16 protein-coding genes are annotated in these 21,834 nt (G+C 72.9%); 10 read left to right on the top strand and 6 right to left on the bottom strand.

Going from position 1 to position 21,834, the window contains the following annotated elements:
• Positions 1–159 precede the first annotated feature (159 nt).
• The 8 genes from ACZ3OF_RS25290 to ACZ3OF_RS25255 all read left to right on the top strand — a co-directional run bounded on the left by ACZ3OF_RS25290 (position 160) and on the right by ACZ3OF_RS25255 (position 8,498).
• Complete coding sequence (locus ACZ3OF_RS25290) at positions 160–1,119, top strand: Zn-ribbon domain-containing OB-fold protein (protein WP_361673996.1); 960 nt, start codon at positions 160–162, stop codon at positions 1,117–1,119.
• The gene (locus ACZ3OF_RS25285; protein ID WP_467306932.1) at positions 1,116–2,192 is read left to right on the top strand and encodes a thiolase domain-containing protein; all 1,077 of its coding nucleotides are present in this window, start codon (positions 1,116–1,118) and stop codon (positions 2,190–2,192) included. The genes ACZ3OF_RS25290 and ACZ3OF_RS25285 overlap by 4 nt, the downstream gene beginning before the upstream one ends.
• Positions 2,185–3,351 carry a thiolase domain-containing protein gene (locus ACZ3OF_RS25280; protein WP_467306930.1) on the top strand — a complete coding sequence of 389 codons (1,167 nt, stop codon included), beginning with the start codon at positions 2,185–2,187 and terminating at the stop codon, positions 3,349–3,351. Before ACZ3OF_RS25285 ends, ACZ3OF_RS25280 begins: the two co-directional genes overlap by 8 nt.
• A gap of 77 nt (positions 3,352–3,428) precedes the next feature.
• Complete coding sequence (locus ACZ3OF_RS25275) at positions 3,429–3,671, top strand: DUF397 domain-containing protein (RefSeq protein WP_361605935.1); 243 nt, start codon at positions 3,429–3,431, stop codon at positions 3,669–3,671.
• 49 nt (positions 3,672–3,720) lie between these two features.
• Positions 3,721–4,131: an ACT domain-containing protein gene (locus ACZ3OF_RS25270; protein WP_467306927.1), complete on the top strand. Its 411-nt coding sequence runs from the start codon at positions 3,721–3,723 to the stop codon at positions 4,129–4,131.
• 378 nt (positions 4,132–4,509) lie between these two features.
• Entirely contained in the window at positions 4,510–7,311 is a 2,802-nt protein-coding gene (locus ACZ3OF_RS25265; protein ID WP_361674334.1) for an ATP-binding protein, read from the top strand.
• Positions 7,312–7,614: 303 nt separating this feature from the next.
• Positions 7,615–8,115 carry a hypothetical protein gene (locus ACZ3OF_RS25260; RefSeq protein WP_260230756.1) on the top strand — a complete coding sequence of 167 codons (501 nt, stop codon included), beginning with the start codon at positions 7,615–7,617 and terminating at the stop codon, positions 8,113–8,115.
• Positions 8,116–8,132: 17 nt separating this feature from the next.
• A complete protein-coding gene (locus tag ACZ3OF_RS25255) occupies positions 8,133–8,498 on the top strand; it encodes an RNA-binding S4 domain-containing protein (protein WP_361674004.1) in 366 nt (121 codons plus the stop codon).
• 9 nt (positions 8,499–8,507) lie between these two features.
• Here the strand turns inward: ACZ3OF_RS25255 and ACZ3OF_RS25250 are convergent, their stop codons facing one another.
• The 5 genes from ACZ3OF_RS25250 to ACZ3OF_RS25230 form a co-directional block, all read right to left on the bottom strand.
• A complete protein-coding gene (locus ACZ3OF_RS25250; RefSeq protein WP_467306924.1) occupies positions 8,508–9,761 on the bottom strand; it encodes a Gfo/Idh/MocA family protein in 1,254 nt (417 codons plus the stop codon).
• A gap of 114 nt (positions 9,762–9,875) precedes the next feature.
• Positions 9,876–11,024 (bottom strand): ROK family transcriptional regulator, encoded by a 1,149-nt coding sequence (locus tag ACZ3OF_RS25245; protein WP_467306923.1) that lies wholly within the window; start codon positions 11,022–11,024, stop codon positions 9,876–9,878.
• A gap of 317 nt (positions 11,025–11,341) precedes the next feature.
• Positions 11,342–13,531: a terpene synthase family protein gene (locus ACZ3OF_RS25240; RefSeq protein WP_361674010.1), complete on the bottom strand. Its 2,190-nt coding sequence runs from the start codon at positions 13,529–13,531 to the stop codon at positions 11,342–11,344.
• 157 nt (positions 13,532–13,688) lie between these two features.
• Complete coding sequence (locus tag ACZ3OF_RS25235; RefSeq protein ID WP_467307022.1) at positions 13,689–15,611, bottom strand: N-acetylmuramoyl-L-alanine amidase; 1,923 nt, start codon at positions 15,609–15,611, stop codon at positions 13,689–13,691.
• 379 nt (positions 15,612–15,990) lie between these two features.
• Positions 15,991–17,115 (bottom strand): aminoglycoside phosphotransferase family protein, encoded by a 1,125-nt coding sequence (locus tag ACZ3OF_RS25230; RefSeq protein WP_467306921.1) that lies wholly within the window; start codon positions 17,113–17,115, stop codon positions 15,991–15,993.
• 234 nt (positions 17,116–17,349) lie between these two features.
• On the opposite strand from ACZ3OF_RS25230, the gene ACZ3OF_RS25225 reads away from it, so the two are divergent.
• Positions 17,350–18,846, top strand: coding sequence for a DNA-binding protein NsdB (locus tag ACZ3OF_RS25225; protein WP_361674016.1), 1,497 nt, complete (start codon positions 17,350–17,352; stop codon positions 18,844–18,846).
• 168 nt (positions 18,847–19,014) lie between these two features.
• Here the strand turns inward: ACZ3OF_RS25225 and ACZ3OF_RS25220 are convergent, their stop codons facing one another.
• Entirely contained in the window at positions 19,015–20,484 is a 1,470-nt protein-coding gene (locus ACZ3OF_RS25220; protein ID WP_361674018.1) for a PP2C family protein-serine/threonine phosphatase, read from the bottom strand.
• A gap of 198 nt (positions 20,485–20,682) precedes the next feature.
• Between ACZ3OF_RS25220 and ACZ3OF_RS25215 the strand changes: the two genes are divergently transcribed.
• The gene (locus ACZ3OF_RS25215; protein ID WP_361674020.1) at positions 20,683–21,795 is read left to right on the top strand and encodes a hypothetical protein; all 1,113 of its coding nucleotides are present in this window, start codon (positions 20,683–20,685) and stop codon (positions 21,793–21,795) included.
• The last annotated feature ends 39 nt before the right edge of the window (positions 21,796–21,834 follow it).

Genomic DNA, 21,834 nt, shown 5'->3' with positions numbered 1-21,834 from the left:
ACTGGGCTCCGCCCCGTACCCCGTGCCTCGAAGTCCATCGCGTCCGGCGCTTGAGGACACCGGCCGCAGGCCGTTCGAGGGTCGTTCGGGGGTCTGGGGGCTTGCCCCGCGCCAGCGGCCCCCCGCCCGCGCCCCAGCCCCCGACAAGGAGCCACGCTCATGACAGTCGCCCCCGTCCCGGAAACGCTCCGCGCTCCCCTCGTCGTCGAGTTTCCGTTCACCCGGTCCCTCGGGCCCGTGCAGGCCGCCTTTCTGACCGGGCTGCGCGAAGAGACCGTCCTCGGAGTCAAGACCGAGGACGGGCGCGTGCTCGTCCCGCCCGTCGAGTACGACCCCCAGACCGCGGCCGAACTCCGCGAACTCGTCGAGGTCCGCGCCACCGGCACCGTCACCACCTGGGCCTGGAACCCCGAACCCCGCACCGGGCAACCCCTGTCCACCCCCTTCGCCTGGGTCCTCGTCCGGCTCGACGGCGCCGACACCGCCCTCCTCCACGCCCTGGACGCGCCCGGCCCCGAAGCCGTCCGCACCGGGATGCGGGTCCGGATCCGCTGGGCCCCCGAACGGGCCGGTGCCATCACCGACATCGCCTGCTTCGAACCGTACGAGAGCGACGACGGTCACCCGCCACGCCCCCACGACGGCGCCTTCGACGACCCCGTCACCGGCATCGTCGCCCCCGCCCGCCTCGACTACACGTACAGTCCCGGCCGCGCGCAGACCGCCTACCTCCAGGCCCTCGCCGACAACAGGACCGTCGGCGAACGCTGCCCGTCCTGCACCAAGGTCTACGTCCCGCCCCGCGGCGCCTGCCCCACGTGCGGCGTGGCCACCACCGAACAGGTCGAGGTCGGCCCGCGCGGCACGGTGACCACCTACTGCATCGTCAACATCAAGGCCCGCGGCCTCGACATCGAGGTGCCGTACGTCTACGCCCACATCGCCCTGGACGGCGCCGGGCTCGCGCTCCACGGCCGGATCGGCGGCATCCCGTACGACCAGGTCCGGATGGGGCTCCGCGTCGAACCCGTGTGGAGCGAGGACGGCCGCTACCCCGACCACTACCGGCCGACCGGCGAACCCGACGCCGACTACGACACGTACAAGGAGCTGCTGTGACGCCGGACCGATCGGACCGACCGGACCGCGAGGTGGCCATCGTCGCCTTCGCCCAGACCGACCACCGGCGGCGCACGGACGAGCTGTCCGAGGTCGAGATGGTCATGCCCGTCCTCCACGACGTCCTGCGCCAGACCGGCCTGAAGACACCCGACATCGGCTTCACCTGCTCCGGCTCCTCCGACTACCTCGCCGGACGCGCCTTCTCGTTCACCATGGCGCTCGACGGCGTCGGTGCCTGGCCGCCGATCTCCGAGTCCCATGTCGAGATGGACGGCGCCTGGGCGCTCTACGAGGCCTGGGTGAAGCTGCTCACCGGCGAGGCCGACACCGCCCTCGTCTACTCGTACGGAAAGTCCTCACCCGGATCCGTACGCGATGTCCTCACGCGGCAGCTCGACCCCTACTACGTCGCCCCGCTCTGGCCCGACTCCGTCGCCCTCGCCGCCCTTCAGGCACAGGCGCTCATCGACGCCGGACACACCGACGAACCCGCGCTGGCCGCCGTCGCCGCCCGCAGCCGCCGGGACGCCACCGCGAACCCGCACGCCCAACTGCCCGGCGCCCGCGACCAGGGCGCGTACGTCGTCGGTCCGCTGCGCACCGGAGACTGCCCGCCCATCGGCGACGGAGCGGCCGCCGTGATCCTCGCCGTCGGTGACCGGGCCCGCGAACTGTGCGAGCGCCCCGCCTGGATCCGCGGCATCGACCACCGGATCGAAGCCCACTCCCTCGGCGTACGGGACCTCACCGACTCGCCCTCCACCCGCCTCGCCGCCGAGCGCGCCGGAGCCTTCGACCGGCCCGTCGACACCGCCGAACTGCATGCGCCCTTCACCTCCCAGGAGGTCGTGCTCCGCCGAGCCCTCGGCCTCGACGAGAGCGTGAAGGTCAACCCGTCCGGCGGAGCGCTCGCCGCCAACCCGATGATGGCCGCCGGCCTGATCCGCCTCGGCGAGGCCGCCGCCCGCATCCACCGGGGCGCCTCCGACCGCGCCCTCGCCCACGCCACCTCCGGGCCCTGCCTGCAGCAGAACCTGGTCGCCGTCCTGGAAGGGGAAGCCCGTGGCTAAGGAGCCCGTCGCCGTCGTCGGGATCGGCCAGACCAAGCACGTCGCCGCCCGGCACGACGTCTCCATCGCCGGACTCGTCCGCGAGGCCGCCCGGCGCGCCCTGGAGGACGCCGAGCTGACCTGGGCGGACATCGACGCCGTCGTCATCGGCAAGGCCCCCGACTTCTTCGAGGGCGTGATGATGCCGGAGCTGTACCTCGCCGACGCCCTCGGGGCGGTCGGCAAACCGATGCTCCGCGTCCACACCGCCGGCTCCGTCGGCGGATCCACCGCGCTCGTCGCCGCGAACCTGGTGGCCGCCCGCGTCCACGGCACCGTCCTCACCCTCGCCTTCGAGAAACAGTCCGAATCCAACGCCATGTGGGGCCTCTCCCTGCCCGTCCCGTTCCAGCAGCCGCTGCTCGCCGGGGCCGGCGGCTTCTTCGCCCCGCACGTCCGCGCCTACATGCGGCGCACCGGCGCCCCCGACACGGTCGGCTCCCTCGTCGCGTACAAGGACCGGCGCAACGCGCTGAAGAACCCGTACGCCCACCTTCACGAGCACGACATCACCCTGGAGAAGGTCCAGGCCTCCCCGATGCTCTGGGACCCGATCCGCTACTCCGAGACCTGCCCGTCCTCCGACGGCGCCTGCGCGATGATCCTCACCGACCGCGCGGGCGCGGAGCGTTCGCCCCGGCCGCCCGCCTGGGTGCACGGCGGTGCGATGCGCAGCGAGCCCACGCTCTTCGCTGGCAAGGACTTCGTCTCGCCGCAGGCCGGCAAGGACTGCGCCGCCGACGTCTACCGGCAGGCGGGGATCACCGACCCGCGCCGGGAGATCGACGCGGTCGAGATGTACGTCCCGTTCTCCTGGTACGAGCCGATGTGGCTGGAGAACCTGGGCTTCGCCGAGGAGGGCGAGGGGTGGAAGCTCACCGAGGCCGGCGTCACCGAACTCGACGGCGACCTGCCCGTGAACCCCTCGGGCGGCGTGCTCTCCACCAACCCCATCGGAGCGTCCGGGATGATCCGCTTCGCCGAGGCCGCGCTTCAGGTGCGCGGGCAGGCGGGCGAGCATCAGGTGGACGGCGCGCGCAGGGCGCTCGGGCACGCGTACGGAGGGGGCGCGCAGTTCTTCTCCATGTGGCTCGTGGGCGACCGTCCGCCCGGCGCGTGAGGTCTGTCGGCGCCGGATCCCGCTCGCTACCCTGAGCCCCGGACGACGACGTTGCGCTATGCGGGAGGAGCACGGACGTGGCGGAGAGCACCACCACCCAGCACGCCTTCGCGGGCTGGGACAAGCCCGAACTCGACCTCAGCGGGGCCGACTGGCGGTCGAGCAGCCAGGGCGCGGGAGACGTCCAGATCGCCTTCGTCGAGGGCTTCATCGCGATGCGGAACGAAGGGCGTCCGGAGGCGCCGTCGCTGATCTTCACGCCGGCCGAATGGCGGGCGTTCGTGGTCAACGCCCGCGAGGGTGAGTTCGACCTGACCTGACACGCCGTCGGCGCCTGCCCGCGTTCCCACCCGCCCTAGGGTGGTGATCATGAGCGCAGAACGTGATCTGACCCGGCTCGTCGCCGGGATGCGGCCGGAGATCAACCCCGGCCGCTATGTCTTCACCACCGTGGACGGCCCCGCTCCGGCGGGGGTCGCCCCGGTCGTCACCGTCGCCGAGAGCGAGGGGCTCACGCTGGTCGTACGCCAGGAGGAGGCCGACGCCGCCGGTCTGGCGTACGACTACGTGGCCGCCTGGATCACGCTGCGGGTCCACTCCGCGCTCGACGCGGTCGGACTCACCGCGGCGGTCGCGCGTGAGCTCGCCAGGGCCGGGCTGAGCTGCAATGTCGTGGCCGGCTTCCACCATGACCACCTGTTCGTCGAACACGCCCGCGCCGAGCAGGCGTTGGCCGCGCTGAAAGATCTCGCGGACCACCCGAACCGGTCGGCCGTCTGACGCTCGCAAGGGGCGTATACGGGCGTACGCTGGGGTCCTCGCGGGGCCCATCGGCCCGGCCGCACTCATCCGCGCGCCGGGTGTGCGCCCCCGGCGTGGGGGTGGAACGTGGCAGTACACAGTGGCAGGGTGGGCCGTCGGGGCTCCGGCCTCTTCGAGCGCGAGGCGGAACTCGCGGCGGCGGAAGAGGCGTTGAACCAGTTGACCGGCCTCGGGGACGACGAACCGTGGCCGGAACCGGAGGACCCGGACGAACGGGTCCCGCTCCCGCGCGAGGCCCCGGAACCCGGCGCACCACCGGGCCCGTCGCTGCGCCTCCTCCGTGACACGGCCGAGCCGCTCGACGCCCAGGAGGAGGTCCGGCGCCCCGACGCGACGGTGCGCCCGATCCGGACCGCCCGCACGCCGCGCGGTGGCGTCCTCGCCTATGCCGCGCCGGCCGGGCTCGGGAAGACCACGCTGCTCGCCGAGATCCGGCGGCGCGCCGCCGACAAGGGGTGCACCGTGCTCGCGGCGCGCGGCGGCGACCAGGAGCAGCGCGTCGCCTTCCACGTCGCCCGCCAGCTGCTGCAGCCCCGGCTCGCCGCCGCATCCGACACCGAACTCCGGGCCCGTCTGGGCAGTTGGTACGACATCGTCGGCCCCGCCCTGGGGCTGTGCGCCGCCGGCGACGGCGGACCGCCGGACCCGCAGGGCCTGCGCGACGGGCTCGACTGGGTACTGACCCACCTGGCCGTCCGGCGCGCCCCGCTCGTCGTCGTCCTCGACGACGCCCACTGGGCCGACCCCGAGTCCCTCGGCTGGCTCTCCGCCTTCGCGCCGCGCGCCGAGGAGCTACCCATGCTCCTCGTGGTCGCCTACCGTCCGGACGAACTTCCCGACAGCGGAGACGAGTTCACCGGAAGGCGGTCCGGCAGGCGGCCCCTCGGCCTCGAACCCCTCACCTCTTCCGCCATCGCGAGCCTCGTCCGTGACCGGGTCGGCTCCCACGCCGACGACACCTTCTGCCGCGAGTGCTGGACCGTCACCTCCGGCAACCCCTTCGAGGCCGTCGAACTCGCCGCCAAGGTCCGCGACCGCGGCCTCGAACCCCGGGCCGAGGCCGCCCACGAGCTCCGCGATCTCGCCGCGGCCGTCAAGGGGAGCGGCCTCGTGGCCACCCTCGAACGGCTCGGCACCGCCACCGTCCGCCTCGCCTGGGCCTGCGCCGTCCTCGGCACCGAGATCTCGCCCCAGCTCGCCGGCGCCGTCGCGGGACTGGGCAGCGAGGCGGTCGCCGAGTGCGCCGGACGCCTGCGCGACGCGCGCGTCCTCGCGGGCACCGAGACCCTCGAGTTCGTCCACCCGCTGATCGCCACCGCCGTCTACAAGGCCATCCCGACCGCCACCCGCGTCGCGCTGCACGGCCAGGCCGCGTGGTGCGTCATCGACGCCGGACTCGGTGCCACCGCCGCCGCGCGCCACCTCCTGGAGACGCATCCGGAGGGCGACCCCTGGGTCGTCGGCCATCTGCGCGAGGCCGCCCGCGAGACCCTGCGCGCCGGCGCCCCCGACGCGGCGCGCCGCTTCCTCGCCCGCGCCCTGCGCGAGCCTCCCGCCGACGACGAGCGCGCCGCCGTCCTCTTCGAACTCGGCAGCGCCTCCCTGCTCACCGAGCCCGCCACCACCGTCAACCACCTCCGTGCCGCCCTGGAGGAGCCCGTCTCCGACCCCGCGCTGCGCCACGGCATCGTCTACCGCCTCTCCCAGGTCCTCGCCCACAGCGACCGGCTCGTCGAGGCCTCCGAACTCCTCGGCCGCGAATCCCGGCTCACGACCGACGCCCGCAGCCGGCTCCGTATGCAGTCCGAGAAGTTCATGTGGGACGCCTTCCGCGCCGACGAACCCGACTCGCCCGCCCGTTCCCGCCGACTGGCCCGGCTCGCCGACCGGCTCACCGGCCGCGACCTCACCGAGCGGTACGTCATCGGCCTGCGCGCCTGGGACGCCACGCTGCGCGCCGAACCCTCGGCCGTCGCCGTCGGGCACGCCGAACGCGCTCTGGAAGGCGGCCTGAGCTGGGCCGACGAGAGCCGCGGCTTCGAGGTTCCGGTCCTGGTCGCCCTCACCTTCCTCTACGCCGACCGGCCCGGCCGTGCCGAGGAACTCTTCGCGGCCGGCACCGCGGAGTTCGAGCGCCAGGGCTGGCGCGGCGCCCATCTCTCCTTCGCGTACACGCTCCTCGGCTACATCCGGCTGCGTCGCGGCCGGCTCGTCGAGGCGGAGGACTTCGTCCGCGCGGGTCTTCGCCTCGCCGAGCGCGTCGGCCCCCGCACCCCCGCCCACTGGTACGCCGTCGGCGTCACGATCGAGGTGCTGCTCGCCCGCGGCCGTGTCGAGGAGGCCGCGCGGATCGCCCGTACCCACGACTTCGGCGAGCCGTTCCCCGCCGCCGTCACCTTCCCCGACTCGCAGACCGTCCACGCCGAACTGCTCCTGGCCACCGGACGCGTCGAGGAGGCGGCGGCCGAGCTGGCCGCCGTCGGCCGGCGCCTCGACCCGCGCGGCATGCGCAACCCGGCCTGGTGCCCCTGGCAGCTCCACCTCGCCCTCGCCGAGGCCCGGGAGACGCCCGAGCGGGCCGCCGGTACCGCCCTGGAGGCCGTGGCCCGAGCCCGCCAGTACGGCGCGCCCTCCGCCATCGGCCAGGCGCTGCGCGTGACGGCCGAGGTCGTCGGCGGCGACGGGCGCGTGAAGCTCCTGGAGGAGTCCGTCGACTGGCTGGAGCAGTCACCCGCCGCGTACGAGCTGGCGCGCTCCTTGGTGGCTCTCGGCGGCGCACTGCGCCGCACCGGACGCACCGGCGAGGCCGCCGAGTACCTCTACCGGGGCCTGGAGGCCGCCCAGACGTGCGGGGCGGACGGCCTCGGGGACGAGGCCAGGGCGGAGCTGGCGGCCGCCGGGCTCAGGCCCCGCACCCTCCACTCGGCCGGCACGGACACGCTCACCGCGCGTGAGCGCACCGCGGCCGATCTCACTGTCCGTGGCGAGGACGCGGCGGCCGCCCTGGGCACCGACGAGGCCGCGGTGACCCAGCTCCTCTCCGCCGTCTACCGCAAGCTCGGCACCGACCGCGCAGGCCTCACCCAGGCTCTCGCCAAAACCGGCCGAGAACCCGGCGAAACCCCCCGCCACACCTGACACCCCGACGCGCCAGCGGTGCCGCCGCCGAGCGGGGGAGCGGTTGCCTGTCGGGCGGGGCCGCACTGCTCGCCGGGCTGAGGGCGGCGTGCCTTGCCGCGGAAGGTCGCGACGGCTCCGTCCGGCAGGGTTCGACGGACCGCCGAGCAGGGGCGCGGCAGCCCGTCGGCCGGGGGCGGCACGCCGTGCCGGATGGTGGTGCTGCGCCCCTTCCGACCCCTCCGTCACGGCGTGCCGTCGTGGCCCTCCGGCGGACCCGCCCCGGCGCGTCGCGGTGGGCCTCGGGGCACGTACCATGGCCGTATGTCCTTCCTCCGCCGCCGCAGCGCCGCCACACCCGCGGGCCCGGACTTCGACGTCCTGGCCATGGACCCGGGGGACTGGCCCGGCAACCTCGGTGCCGGTCTGCTGCCCGCCCCCGACGGCAGCTGCCAGGGCGTCTTCCTGCGCTACGACCTGTTCGGCGGCCGCGGCCCCGCGATGATCATCGGCAACCTCCCCGAGGGCTCCCCGGCGCGCGAGCTCGCCGACGGCCAGATCCCCTTCGAGGTGGCGCAGCTCCTCGCGGCCCTGGACAACGACGAGCCGGTCGAGGTCCTCGACACCGAGGACATGCCTGTGATGCAGGGCGACAACCTGCTGATCGTGCGCCGGCTCAAGCTCTCCGAGAGCCGTATCGCCTGCGTGCAGTTCGACCGCAGCGACAACGTCCTCGTGACGATCGCCAGTTGGGACCGTCCCATCACCGACGATCTCTACGCGCTGCTCAAGCCGCTGCCCGCCGAGCTGTTCCAGCAGGGCTGACGGAGGGGCGGGGGCCGATGAGCGCGCGCGTCGACAGCTGGATCTGGGCGGTCCGCCTCACCAAGACCCGCTCGCAGGCGGCCGCCGCCTGCCGGGCCGGGCACGTCAAGGTGAACGGTGACCGCGCCAAGCCCGCCCAGCCGGTGAAGCCCGGCGACGAAGTACGCCTCTTCCACGGCGGCCGGGAGCGGATCGTCGAGGTCAAGCAGCTCCTCACCAAGCGGGTCGGCCCGCCCGTCGCCGCCGAGGCGTACGTCGACAACAGCCCGCCGCCGCCCCCGCGCGAGCACGTGGCCGTGGCCGCCGTCCGCGACCGCGGCGCCGGCCGCCCCACCAAGCGCGAGCGCCGCGAACTGGACCAACTGCGCGGCCGCCCCGCCTGACTTCGGGACTCAGGACACCTCGACCACGCTGCCCGTCTCGCGGGCGCGTTCCGCGGCGAGTACGGACAGGTGGCTGAGCAGCGACTCACGCGGACCGGACGAGACGAGCGAGGGGTCCTCGGCGACGACCGCCGCGACGAAGGCCTCCATGAGGCCCTCGTCGCCGCCGCCGTGACCGCCGCCGGCGGACATGTCCCCGATGGGGAGGGTGTCGACCTCCTCGGTGGTCCCTGTGCGGAAGTCGTGGATGTGCAGCATGCGGCCGTCGCCCCGGATCTCGCCGCGCGTGCCGAAGATCCGCGTCTGGCGGTTGGCCATCTCCGTGAAGCCGGTCATGGTGAAGGTCGCGGTGGCGCCACCGGCGAACTCCATCGCGACGACCTGATGGTCGACGACGTCGTTGTCGCAGGCGTACACGCAGCGCCCGTACGGGCCGGTGCGCAGCGCCTCCTCCAGAGCCGCCCCGGTGAAGTCGTCGAGCACGACCGACAGCGGCCAGCCCTTCTTGCCCGCGGCGAGCCGGTCGCCGTAGAACCGCACCGCGTCGAAGGCGCACTCGCCGCGCACAGGGCACTCCACGCAGCGGTCGGCGGCGCCCTGGGGGCGGTTGGCAGGGGTGAAGTGCGTGAGGCGGCCGAAGCTGGATACGCGGGCCGGCGGCTCTCCGACGATGTGCTGCAGCCAGTCCAGGTCGTGGCACGACTTCGCCATCAGCATGGACGTGGACTCGTCCGTACGCCGCCAGTTGCCACGGACGAACGAATGCGCCTGGTGCCAGTGGCCGACCGGTTCCAGGTGCTGCACGCTGATGATGTCCCCGATGCGGCCCGCGTCGACGACGCGCTTCAGCACCCGGGTGTACGGGGTGTACCTCAGGACGTGGCCCACGGCCAGGATCACTCCGGCCCGCTCGACGGCGTCGACGATGGCGCGGCAGGACTCCTCGTCCACGGCCATCGGCTTCTCCAGCATGATGTGGTAGCCCTGCGCGGCGAACGCCAGAGCGGGCTCCAGATGGTCGCGGTCCAGGGTGCAGAGCAGGACCGCGTCCGAGACGCGTCCGCGCTCCACGATCTGGCGCCAGTCCGCCACGGCGGCATCGGCGGTGAGGCCGTGCTCGGCGGCGAACCGTTCGCGCCGTACGCGCAACGGCTCGGCCACGGCCACGACCCGTGCGCGGTCGGGATGGCGCAGGGCGTACCGGGCGTGACTGGTGCCGCGGTCACCCGCGCCGACCACCAGCAGTGTTGTTGCGTCGGGCATGTGTCGCTCCTTCTGTCGCGGACAGCCGGGGAGGTGGCGGCCGGGGTGCCGGCCGAGGGGTACGGGGACCCGCCGGTGCGCGGGCCCCGGCCCGTCGGCGGGGCCGGCGGTTCGTCAGGTCATGGGAGTCAGGGACTCCGGATCGTTCAGGAGTTCGCGGTTCACGGCATCCAGGGCGATGCGGACGGCGCCGCGCGCCACGACCGCGTCGCCCAGAGTGCTGGCGGTGATGGGCGGCACGTGTGGGGTGATGTGGTCGAGCTGCTCGGTCAGCGAGGGGACCAGGGCGCCGGCCAAGAGGCTGATCCCGCCGGCGAGGACCACGAGCTCCGGGTCGACCGCCAGGATCAGGGCCGCGATCGCCGGAGCCAGCCGCCGTGCGAAGTCGTGGACGGCCGCGAGGGCCTGCGGATCCTTGTCCGCCGTCGCGCGGGTGAGTGCCTCGATGTCCGACTCGCCGGGCAGACGCTCACCGCTCCAGCGCAGGGACTCGAGGGCCGGCCCCAGGCCGAGCTGGGGGAGTGTGCTCATCTCGCCCGCGCCTCCACGGCGCCCTCGGTGCAGGCGCCCCGACAACAGCAGCCCGGCGGCGATCCGACGGCCCGCCAGGATGCAGACGGCGTCGTCCACCAACGCGGCGGAGCCGCGCCAATGCTCGGCGACCACGGCCAGATTGGCATCGTTCTCCACGAGGATCCGGCAGGAGAACGTGTCCGCGAGCCGCCTGGCGAGGTCGACGTCGTTCCAGTCCGGGATCACCTGTGACCTGACCCTGCCCGTGGTGTCGACCATGCCGGGTACGCCGACCGTGATCGCGAGCAGCCGGTCGGAGGCCACGGAGTGTTCGGACAGGATGGCGGCGAGACGGGCGCGCAGGAACTCGAGACGCGCCAGTCCCGTCATCTCCGGATCGGTGTCCTCCCGTACGCTGGCGATCGTCTCGCCCGTGAGACCGGACAGGTCCATCACGACCTTGTGCAAGCCGATGTCCACGCCCACGACGACGCCGGCCTCGCCCCGGAACCGGAAGGAGCGGGCGGGTCTGCCGCCGGCCCTCCCGGAGGGACTCCCCTCGGTCTCCGCCACCCAGCCGAGCGCGGACAGCGTCTCCACCAAACCCTCGATCGTGGGCCTGGACAGCCCGGTGGCAGCGGTCAGCTGGCTGACCGTCCGAGGACTGCGGGCGTGCAACGCGCGGATCACCACGGCGGCGTTCATCTTCCGCAGACCGGCCAGGTCTCTACCCCGTATGTCACTGGGCACGTCCACGTCCTCCATCAGCCCGTCGCGGGGCCGTTGATGAAAGAGAGTTACACAACCTCCGCCGGGGTCGTCAATGGCGGACCAGGAGGCGAACAGGTGTGGTTCCCGGGGTTGTTCAGGAGACTTCACTTACGTCCTCGACGGAGTCGCGCGGGAGAGCCATGCTCCCCCTGCGCAACCTCACCCCCGGCATCCGGCGCTCTCGGCGGGGGTGTCCCGGTGATGCCCGCCCACGACACGTGACGCACCTGATCGCGACGTGACCCGCACAGCCCGGGTGGTTGTGCCATGGGCGGAGGCGGTTCCGGTGCCGCGAGCTACGGGGCGAACGCCGAGGCCAGCCGCGCCGCCGAGGTGCCGATACCGGTCGGGCCCATCCTGGCCAGTGTCGTACCGCTGTCCGAGCGCACGTCGTCGGGGCCGTAACGACGCACGCCCCGGTGCCAGTTGAGGATCCCCGCGAGCCAGTCCTCCAGCTCGCGCACATACGCCTCGAAGGCCGCGCGCCCCTGCGAGTCCAGGGCGAAGTCCTCGTACAGCAGCGGAAGTTCGTGGTGCTTCACGTGCTCGAACTGGCGCAGCCGCCCGCGCATCAGATCGTCGACCATCGACACGGCCGTCGGGTAGTCGCAGTCGAAGAACCTCTGCAGGACGAGGACCCCGTTGTGGACCTCCCCCTCCACCTCGATCTCCTTCTGGTACGAGAAGAGATCGTTGAGGAGCGCCGCGTAGTCCGCGGCCGAGTTCTCCAGAGCCCGGACCGTGCCGCTGTCGAAGATCCCGGGCGGCAACCCGTCCGTGCGCCGCAGCCTGCACAGCAGCATGGTCATGTCCGAACCGAAGGTGAAGCGCCGCATCTCGATGTAGTCCACGGGGTCGGGGACCCGGTGCTGCGCCTGGTTGTGCAGCTCCCACATCCAGCTGTCGAGCATCCCGTCCATGGAGCGGCGCAGCCTGGCCCTGGCGTCGGCGCTCATCGGTCCGGCGGTCCGCGCCCACAGATCGGCGAGCGAACGCTCCATCGGGCTGACGGCCGATGCCCGCGCCGCGCCCGGATCGGCCGGCGACATCAGGGACTTGAGACGCTCGGTGCACTGCTTCGCGCCGATCAGGTTCCGCGGCCGGCCGAAGACCCGCGGGTAGTAGTCGTCGCCGTACGTGCCCCAGGTCAGCCACTCCGCGCTGAGTTCCAACTCCTCGGGCGTGGCGTCGGGATCGAGCCCCGCCGAGCAGAGCGCGAAGTCGAAGCCCTCCAGCATCGGCCGGTCCCAGATGTCGTCCAGGAGCCCCATCCGCTCCGCCCAGTCCTCCGACCGGCGCTTCGCCTCCTGGTGGTGCGGGTTGAGCGTCAGCGGGTAGGGCAGGTCGAAGTCCGGCAGCAGCGAGGGCCCGACCTTCTGGTGCGGGACGTGCGTCAGGGCGCGCAGACGTGAGGCCGCGGGGCGGCCGAAGAGGGTCGTGATGTCCAGGGCCGAGGTGCCGAGGGCGCCCTCGAAACGCGAAGGCCCGGTCTCCAGGCCCTCGTTCATGTACCGGCTGGAGCGCATGTGCCACTCGTGGCCGCCCGACTGCCAGTCCTGCAGCCCCTTCGTGTACGCCGCGACCGCCGCGCACTCCACGGGGGTGAGTCTCCTCTCCAGGCAGAGGCCCGGCACTTCGGTCAGTGCCGTGTTCTCGAACTGCTGGAGCCGTGAGGTCAGCAGGTCGTTGACGGCCTCGGCCGCCTCCTGCGTCGTGCAGCCGAGGAACTTCTCCAGGACGAGCACGCCGTTGCTGTTCTCACCCTCGTCCTCGACCTCCCGCTGGTACGAGAAGAGGTCGTTGCGCAGATGCACCGCGTCGGAGAACGTGTCGCGCAGCACGAGCAAGGGCCTGGAGTGCGCCACCTGCTCCGGGACCTCGGCGCCCGCCGCGTACTCGACGAGCCCCGCCGACCAGGGGGCTCCGCCCACCTTGCGTCGCATCTCGATGTACTCGACGGGGTTGGCGATCCGCCCCTCGTTGATGTTGTCGAGCTCCCACAGGGACTCGTACAGCAGCGCCTCGGTCGCCGTGGCGAACCGTTCCCGCCAGGCGGCGGACATGGACGGGACGGTGCGCAGCCACAGGTCCGCGAGGCCGGCCTCCACCGGGTTGGTCGGCTCGGGCATCGGGGCCGCGGGGTCCTTCGGCATGAACAGCGGTAGCCGGTCCAGATACGCCTTGCTGCCCGGCCGGTCCTGGGTGCGTTTGAAGACCTCCAGGAAGTGGTCGTCGAAGAAGAACACCCAGGTGTACCAGTCGGTGACCAGTGACAGCGCCTCGGCGTCGCAGTCGGGATGGGTGTACGAGCAGAGCAGCGCGTAGTCGTGGGAGTCGAGGTCGTGCTCCTCCCAGACGCCGGAGCCCTCCAGCATCCCCATCTCCCGCGCCCACTCCCGGGTGTGCGTGCGGGCGGTCTCCACATGGGGATTGAGCCGCGCCGGATACGGAACATAGAAATCCGGCAGGACGAAGGGCTGAGCCATGCGTGAGGGGCCTTTCGGTGAGCGTGGGCAGTGTCCGCCGAGCATTACCCCTCGCCCGTACGGCCCACGCGACAACGAAGGTAGTCATATGAACGGCGAGGGGTGGCGCCCGGATCTCCGCCCCGGCGCCACCCCTCGCCCCCTGGCCGGATTCGGCTCAGGCGCGGGAAACCCGCACGTCAGCCGCCTTCACGAAGGCGACCCGATGGCCGAACTGGATCTCGTAGTACTCCTCCTGCCCCCGGACGACCCGATGCCCCGTGGTGTCGAACACCGGAGCGAAGTAGTACTCGCCCGGGGTGCGGCCGCCCACCACGTACCTCTGGCCCGCGAGCAGCTTGTACGGCAGCGGCGACACCGCCTGGACCGGCACACCGGCCGGGTACGCCGAGGCCTCCGGATAGGCGCGCCCGTACACCGGAACCTCCGCCAGGCCCTCCTTCGGGGTCAGCACCAGCCCCCGGGAGTTCACCGCCGTACGCTGCCCCTTCGGGTTGTGGAACCAGGCCTTCTGGCCCAGGTACCAGATCGCCGTCCAGTCGCCCCGTCGTTCGGCCACCGCGTACTGCTGGCCCGTCGAGGCCCGCGCCCCCGTGTCGTTGACCCCGGTCGTCGAGTCCTGGCCGTCCGGCCGCAGACCGACGTCCTTCACCAGCGGGGCGTCCGCGCCCGGCGCCGTGTGCAGCCGGACCGCGCCGCTGCCGTGCGGGGCGCACGCCTCTCCCGTCTTCACGCACCCCGTGTACACCGGCTGGTGCGCGGTGTACTCCGGACGGATCGTCACCACTGCCGCGTTCGCGCCCGCGGTCGGCGTGAACGGCCTGCCGAGCAGCTGGAAGTAGTGCGCCCAGTCCCAGTACGGCCCCGGATCGGTGTGCATCCCGCGGATCGTCGACGTCGTCGTGCCCGGCACGTTGTCGTGCCCGAGGACGTGCTGCCGGTCGAGCGGGATGCCGTAGCGCTGTGCGAGATACCGCACCAGACGTGCCGAGGTGCGGTACATCGCCTCCGTGTACCAGGAGTCCGGCGCCGTGAGGAAGCCCTCGTGCTCCAGGCCCACCGACTTGGCGTTCACGAACCAGTTGCCCGCGTGCCAGCCGACGTCCTTCAACGGCAGATGCTGGGCGATGTGGCCGTCCGACGAGCGCAGCGAGTACTGCCACGACACATACGTCGGGTCCTGTACGAGCCGGAGCGTGACGTCCCAGGTCGCCTCGGTGTCATGGACGACGATGTACTCGATCGACTGCGACGCGGGCCGGTTCGCCTTGTCGTGGTTGCCGTAGTCACCGTCGCCGAACTCCTCGTACGGCGCCGGGATCCACTCGCAGGCCACCGTCTTCGGACACTCGGTCCGCCCCGCCTCCGCCTTCCGCAGCCCCAACGACTGCACCTGCCCGGTCTCGGGCACGAGGTCCGCGTCGCCCGCAAGGGTGACCACCTGACCGCTGTCGGTACGCCGCGACGCACCGGACCGGATCACGTCGAACACGTCGTTCGCGTACGTCGTCGCGGTTGCCGTGTCGTCGGCGCCGGAGTAGCGCGCCACCGCGCCGAACCAGTCGGCCGGGTCGGCGCCGAGCGGCCGGCCCGAGGCGCGCTGGGCGGCGGCGAGCAGCGCCGCACCGCCCTCGATGTTCGCCGCCGTACTGGTCCGCAGCTCCCGCGCCGGAATCCCGGTCAGCGCGGCCGCCCGGTCCAGCGTCCTCAGCCGCTCCGGCAGCTGCGCCGGCGTCGGCAGCGGGGTCTCCGCCTCCGTTCCGTGCCGCGGCGCCCGGGAGGCGTCGCCCCGCGCGTCCTCCTCGCCGTGCGAGTGGTGCGGGGCCTCGGCCAGCGCGGTCACCGCGTCCGTGAGGTGCATCGGGCCGTAGCCCCCGGTCACGCTCGGGGCGCCGCCGTGCGCGTCCCACCGTGACTGGAGGTACGACACCGCGAGCAGCACGCTCTGCGGCACGCCCTGCCGCTCGGCGGCCGCCGCGAACTGCCGCTGGAGCGAACCGCTTTCCAGCGGCTCGGCCGTGGCCGGCGGAGCCGCCGAGAGAAGGGGGAGGAGCAGGGCGGCGGACGCCACGGCGCCCACCGCTCGGGGAACCCGTCTGCGCGACGCGGAACGGTGCAAGGCAGCCTCCAGGTACCGGGGGTGATGAGGGGGCGTGCGGGGCCGGTCCCGTACAGGGGTATCGGCTTCCCGACGTTCCGTCAATCACCCCGAGCGACACGGAACTTCCCATGTCAGGCGGGCTGTCAGGGCCGTCTCACGGACTTTCGTGGCGGCGGCGCGCCGGCCTGCGGCGCGTCAGTGGCGTGGACCAATGGGCGGGGGCGAGGCGGGTTCAGGGGTGGTGGGTGCCGGTGCGGAGCAGAGGCTTCCGGCACCAGGCCCACACGCGGAACGCCGCGCACCCGGTGTGTCGGCACCGGGCGCGCGGCGTGTCACCCCCGTGACGGTCGGCGCGGCGTCAGCGCGTACCGACCGCGGCGCGCACGGCCCGCCGTGCCATGGCGCAGTCGTCGTGCAGCCGCCGCAGCAGCCGCCGCTGTTCCTCACCGGGCGAGACCGCTCCCGTGGGGACGGGAACCGAACCGGCGGGCGGAGCCTCCTTGATGGTGCGCTGCACCGCCGTCTCGTACGTACGGATCTCCCGGGTCAGCACGATCATCAGGTTCACGAGGAAGGCGTCACGGGACGCCGGCCCCGCCTGCTGGGCGAGCTGGCTGATCTGCCGCCGGGCCATCGGCGCGTCAGCGAGCACCGACCACATCGTCGCCAGGTCGTAGCCGGGCAGGTACCAGCCCGCGTGCTCCCAGTCGACCAGGACCGGGCCCGTGGGCGAGAGCAGGATGTTGGAGAGCAGGGCGTCTCCGTGACAGAACTGGCCCATGCCCTGGCGGCCACCGGCATGCGCGAGGCCGTGCAGCAGCTTCTGGAGGTCGTCCCGGTCACGGTCGGTGAAGAGGCCCAGCTCGTGGTAGCGCGCGATCCGGGACGGGTAGTCCAGCGGCGCGTCGAAGGTGCCCGCGGGCGGCCGCCAGGCGTTCAGCCGCGCGATCGCGCCGAGCGCGGCGCGCAGATCCGCGCGGGGCGGCGCCTCGACGGGGTGGCGCGTCAGCGCCGCCGCCCGTCCAGGCATCCGTTCGATGACCAGCGTGCAGTTCTCCGGGTCCGCGGCGATCAGCCGGGGGGCTCGCACCGGTGGCCGGTGCCGGACGAAGGAGCGATAAGCAGCTATTTCGTGCTGGAACCGCTCGACCCACGCGGGGGAGTGGTCAAGTAAACACTTCGCGACGGCCGTGGCCCGCCCGGTCGTGCCGACGATCAGTACGGAACGCCCGCTGCGCCGCAGGACCTGTACCGGGTTGAACTCCGGGCAGATCCGGTGGACGGAGGCGATGGCCATCCGTACCTGGGCCCCTTGGGGGCCGGACAGGTCGATTCTTCCGCTGAGCGGCTGAGCGGCACTGCCGGCCCATCGCCTCGCACGGGCCGCCGGAACGACGGGGGCGAGGTACGGTCCGCTGCCGACCGGTACGGAACGGTGCTGGGGCCGGGGCGGGGCGGACACGGAGGACGATGCTGTGTACATGGAGGAGACAGATCCCTTCGTGTGCCGACGAGTTGCGTGCGTCGCCCCGCCCGACCTCCGGGCCGCACCCTGGGGAATGTGGGCCGGTTGCCGGGGCGGGGTGGCGCGTTCCTACCTGACACCCGGGCGCGGGTGGCGGAACATCGGGCGCACCCTGGCGAAGCCTGGCGAATAGTCGCCAGCCCTATGACAGGGGGTTACTGTCAACTCAGCCGAGAACCTGGGGGCTTAGACGTGACCGGACAGACCAACACCCGCCTGGCAGACCTCTTCGGCCTCGCCGGCTGGTCCAAGGGAGAGCTCGCGAGGCTCGTCAACCGGCAGGCGGCGGCCATGGGCCATCCGCAACTGTCGACCGACACCTCCCGGGTGAGGCGATGGATCGACATGGGGGAGACCCCGCGCGACCCTGTACCCCGGGTGCTGGCTGCACTGTTCACCGAGCGACTCGGCCGTGTCGTGACCATCGAGGACCTCGGGTTCGTGCGACACGGGCGTGCCGGGAGACGGCAGAACGTCAGGAACACCGACAACCCTGACGGGCTGCCCTGGGCGCCCGAGCGTACGGCAGCGGTCCTCACCGAATTCACGGGAATGGACCTCATGCTCAACCGACGCGGCCTGATGGGCGCGGGCGCCGTGCTCGCGGCCGGCTCCGCACTCACCAGCGCCATGCACGACTGGCTCCACACCGACCCCGCACGCGCCGCCGCGCAAGCCCCCCGCGCGAACGATCCCCTCCACGCCGACCCCGCTGGGTTCGACCGCTACGAGGCCGCCCCCATCGGGTCGGAGGAGATCGAAGCACTGGAGCGCTCGGTGGAGGTGTTCCGCGCCTGGGACGCCTCCCGCGGCGGCGGCCTGCAACGCAAGGCGGTCGTGGGCCAGTTGAACGAGGTGGGCGGCATGCTCGCCTACCGTCACCCCGACCACCTCCAGCGGCGCCTCTGGGGCGTCGCGGCCAACCTGGCAGTCCTGGCAGGCTGGATGTCCCACGACGTGGGCCTGGAACCCACCGCGCAGAAGTACTTCGTGATCGCCGCCCACGCGGCCCGGGAGGGCGGCGACCGGCCGCGCGCCGGGGAAGCCCTGTCCCGCGCGGCGCGCCAGATGGTCCACCTGGGCCGGCCCGACGACGCCCTCGACCTCATGAAGCTCGCCAAGTCCGGCTCCGGCGAGGAGGTTCTGCCGCGCACGCAGGCGATGCTGCACACCATCGAGGCGTGGGCGCAGGCGTCCATGGGCAAGGGCCAGGCCATGCGCCGTACGCTCGGCGAGGCCGAGGACCTGTTCGTCTCCGACCGGTCGGACGTGCCTCCGCCGAGCTGGATGCAGAACTTCGACGACGCCGACATGCACGGCATGCAGGCCCTCGCGTACCGCACCCTCGCCGAACACGACCCCGCCGCCGCGGTCCCCGCGCAGCGCCACGCCAAGCTGGCCCTGGAGCTGCGCCGCAACGGTCACAACCGATCCCGGCTCTTCGACTACATCTCCCTCGCCTCGGCCTGCTTCATCGCGGACGACCCGGAGCAGGCCGACCGGTACGCGCGGCTCGCCCTGGTCTCCATGGGTGAGACCTCCTCGCACCGCACCTGGGACCGGCTGCGTGAGATGTACCGGCTGACCGGGCAGTACGCCGGCTACGCCAAGATCGAGGACCTGCGCGAGGAGATCGCGCTCGCGCTGCCGGAGCCGACGGCGAAGCGGCCGAGGGCCCGCGGGATCTGAGGGCCGGCCCGACTCCCGTACGTACGAGAAAGGGCACACCGGCGCTTGCCGGTATGCCCTCCTGAGGGTGCTCGCTCGCCGGGTGCGAGGCGGCGGCGCCGGGGTCTCCGGCTGTGTGTGCAAGACGCCTTACGGACCTGGCTGCGTGGACCTCGCCGGTCCACCGGACTAGTGGCCGACGCGGACCACCATCACGCAGGCGTCGTCCTCGCGCGGTGCCTCACCGAACTCCTCCACCACCGACCGTACGCAGTCCAGTGCGTCCCGGGCCTCGGACAGCCGCGGGGCCAGGTCGAGCAGCCGCTGCGTACCCGTATCGTCCATGCTGCCGCGGCGGGTCAGCCCGTCCGTGTGCAGCATCAGCAGGTCCCCGGGGAGCAGCCGGATCTCGGCCTCCTCGTACACGGCCCCGGTCGTCGCTCCCAGGAGCACACCGTCGGGCCGCTTCAGGGTGCGCCCCGTCCCGTCGCGGAAGAGCAGCGGGGCGGGGTGTCCTGCCTGGGCCCAGGAGAGGGTCTGGCTGACGGGCTCGTAGCGGCAGCACATCGCGCTGCCGAGCGCCGGCTGGACCGCCGATTCGAGCAGCTGGTTGAGATGGCCCATCAGGGCGCCGGGGCGAATTCCGGCCACGGCCATGCCGCGCAGCGCGCCGAGGAGCATCGCCATGGACGAGGTCGCGGAGACGCCGTGTCCGGTGAGGTCACCGACGGTCAGGAGCGCGTCGCCGTCCGGGAGTGCCAGCGCGTCGTACCAGTCGCCGCCGATCAGACCGGTCGAGGCGGCGGGCAGGTAGTGGCCCGCCACATCGAGCGGGGCGCCGGGGCCGCCGTGGGCGAACCGCAGGGAGCCACGCCACGGGGGGAGCACGGCCTCCTGGAGCTCGACGGCGACGCGGCGCTCGGTGCGCTCGATGTGGCGACGGCGCTGGAGACTGTCCCGGGACTCGCGGACCGCGCGTTCGCTGCGGCGCAGCTCGCTGACGTCGCGCAGGACGGCCCACATGGAGGCCGTGCAGCCGTCGGAGTCGAGGACCGGCTCGCCCATCATGTGGAGCGTGCGGACCCGGCCGTCGGTGCGGACGATGCGGAACTCGCCGTCGATCGGCTTCCCGTCGATCAGACAGTCCGTCACCATCGCCTGGAGCACGGACTGGTCCTCGGCGAACACCATCGAGGGAAGTTCGTCCAGCGACATCGGGCCGCTCTCGGGGTTCCGGCCGAAGATCTGGTACAGCTCCTCGGACCAGCTGACCTCGTCGTTCAGCAGATTCCACTCGGCGCTGCCGACGCGGCTGAGGAGGGATCCGGTGCGGGGCGCCGGGACGCCGTAGGCGGCGCCGGGGTCGGAGACGCCCTCGGCCTCGACCTCGATGACGTCGGCACCGGGGGTGGCGGGGAGCTCGTCGGGGACGCCGGCCTTGAGCTGTCCCAAATGGGCGCCCAGATCGTCGAGTTGATGCACAGCCAGGTCGCAGAGGGCACGCTGCCAGCGGTTCTTCGGGTCGTCCTCGTCCATGACGGCGTCCCGGCGCACGGCGTCCACGTCACCGCGCAGCCGACGGGTCTGCGAGATCAGCGCGTCCACGGTGCCGGGCTCCGGCGGCTGGGCTGGACGGTCCGCGTAGAGAGGGGACGGCATGTCGTACTCCGATACAGGCGCGACGCGGGCGAGCGGTGGAACGAGGCCCGGATACGACTGTTGCACAGGCGGGGACAGCCCGTAAGGGATTTGGCAACACTCGATACGGTGGTGCTTCTGGCATATGCCAACGGCCCGCCGATTATCGGCCATCGGGGTGGTAACGGAAGGACACCGTGGGAAGGTTACGGTGCTGCTGTGGTGAACGACGAGGTGGACAGGGTGGGGACGGCGTTGCTGCTGGCGGCGGCGCCGGCGGGGCGGGGGCGCGCGATCGACGCGGCGTCCGTACTGCCCGCGCTGGCGGCGGTACCGCCGGGCGCGCTGACCGGTACGCCGGTGGCGACGGTCGTCGAACTGGCCGACCCGCTGGACCCGCAGACCGTCCTGACGCGTCTGCGCGCGGCAGCCGCGACACCGGGACCGCTCTCCGTCCACCTCGCGGGCCAGCTCCAACTGGACCGCCGTCAGCGCCTGCCGCATCTGGCGCTGGCGCGGAGCACGGCGACGACCCTGCGGTACACGGGGCTGCCGTGGCACTGGCTCGCGGGGGAACTGGCGGTACGGCGGCCGGGAACGACGAGCGTGGTGGCCGACCTGGTCGCCGACGCGGAGGTCTGGGAGGGCCTGGGCTCCACGCCGGGGCTCCTCTCTCTGGGGCCGGGCGTACAGCTGTACGGTCGTGTCGCCCCGGCGCCACGGCGTGGCGCGCCCACGACGCCGGACTACCTCCGCCACTTCGCCACGGTCTGGCGCACGGGTGCCCGGCCCCCGCTGCCGGACCTGCACGCGGCGGCGGCCGCGCAGATGGGCCCGGCACCGGCGCGGTATCTGACGCCGGAGACGGGGGCGCCCGCGAACGGATTCCCGACCCCTCCGGCCCCGCCGGCCGCTCCTGCCGCAGACATCGATCCCCACCCCGCGATCCTCGCCGCCGCGCGGGCGGGGCGGCACGGGGAGGCCGTGGCGGTGGCCGTGGCCTGGGAGCAGGAGGCGTTGCGGCGGTACGGGCCGCGGTCGCGGGAGGCGGTGCACTGGATGGAGGTGCGGGCCGACCTCGCGCGGCTGGCGGGGGAGGCCGCCCGCAGCTGCGAGCTGTGGATAGGAGCGGCGCAGGCCCGGCTCGACATGAGCCAGCCGCCGCAGGACCCGGACGTCGAAGGCGCCGTGGACCGGGCGCACCACCAATGGGAGCGCATCGCGGACCCGGTCCGCGCCCGCGCACTCGGCCCCACCCTCGTCGCCCTGCGCCGCCACGTGCCGGGCCGCAAGGCCGGCGCCCTCGCCGCGCTCGAGCGCAAGATGGGATGACCCGCCGAACCCCCGCGCGCCCGCGGGGGTTCGCCAGGT

The organism is Streptomyces sp. NPDC022552, assembly GCF_055561875.1.
This window is presented reverse-complemented; position numbering and strand designations above follow the sequence as displayed.